The organism is Methylobacterium sp. WL116 (genome assembly GCF_008039455.1).
GTDB lineage: Bacteria > Pseudomonadota > Alphaproteobacteria > Rhizobiales > Beijerinckiaceae > Methylobacterium.
Window position 1 is genome coordinate 1 of sequence record NZ_VRUV01001056.1, and the last position, 625, is coordinate 625.

General features: G+C 75.2%; 1 protein-coding gene. It reads right to left on the minus strand.

What is annotated here, in order from left to right:
* Positions 1-625, minus strand: a 625-nt coding sequence (locus FV223_RS29375) for an HAD-IC family P-type ATPase (protein WP_147730081.1), incomplete at both ends; no start/stop codon positions are given.

Below are 625 nucleotides of genomic sequence, written 5' to 3' on the forward strand. Positions count from 1 at the left end.
CTGGTGGCTCGTGGCCGGCGTCGGAGTCGAGGCCGCGCTGATCGACGCGGTGGCGGGGCTCGAGCTCGGTCACCGTCGGGCGCCCCTCCGTCAGCGTGCCGGTCTTGTCGAAGGCGACCGTGTCGAGGGCATGGGCCACCTCCAGCGCCTCCGCGTCCTTGATCAGGATGCCGTGGCGCGCCGCGACGCCGGTGCCGGCCATGATCGCCGTGGGCGTCGCCAGGCCGAGCGCGCAGGGGCAGGCGATCACGAGCACCGCCACCGCGTCGATCAGCGCGGCCTCGACTCCGACGCCGGCCACGAGCCACCAGCCGAGGAAGGTGAGAAGCGCCAGCCCGAGCACCACCGGCACGAACACCGCGCTGACCCGGTCGACCAGGCGCTGGATCGGGGCCTTGGCCGCCTGCGCGTCCTCGACCAGGCGGATGATCCGCGCCAGGGTCGCCTCCGCGCCGACCGCGACGGCCTCGACCACGAGCAGGCCGTCGCCGTTGATCGCGCCGCCGACGACCCGGTCGCCGGCCGCCTTGGCGACCGGCACGCTCTCGCCGGTGATCAGCGCCTCGTCGACCTGGCTCGCGCCAAGCGGCGCACCGCGTCGGCGATCCGCGCGCTGACGGCGTTG